At 50.2% G+C, this 279-nt stretch carries 1 pseudogene; it reads left to right on the forward strand.

The features are described 5' to 3' along the window. Nucleotides 1-279 (forward strand): annotated as a pseudogene (locus A3763_RS28505) (IS21 family transposase); the annotation flags it as partial.

The following is a 279-nucleotide window of genomic DNA, read 5'->3' on the forward strand; positions in this document are numbered from 1 at the left end:
TCAACGCAAACCAGGAGCACTGCGTAACGGCGCACCGTTCGAGACCTTGCCAGACAGCTTCAAGTCCATTCAAAAGTATTTACTTCGACGACAAGGTGGTGATCGAGAAATGGTCGAGATATTGGCCTTGGTACTTCATCACGACGAACAGCTGGTTGAGCAAGCGGTTGAGGAATCTCTGCGATGCGGGCACCCCTCAAAACAGCATGTAATGAACTGTTTGAGCCAACTCATCGAACAGGAAACACCTGAGCCTTTGCTAACACCACCCTCTCTCAT

This window comes from Oleiphilus sp. HI0128 (genome assembly GCF_001635365.1).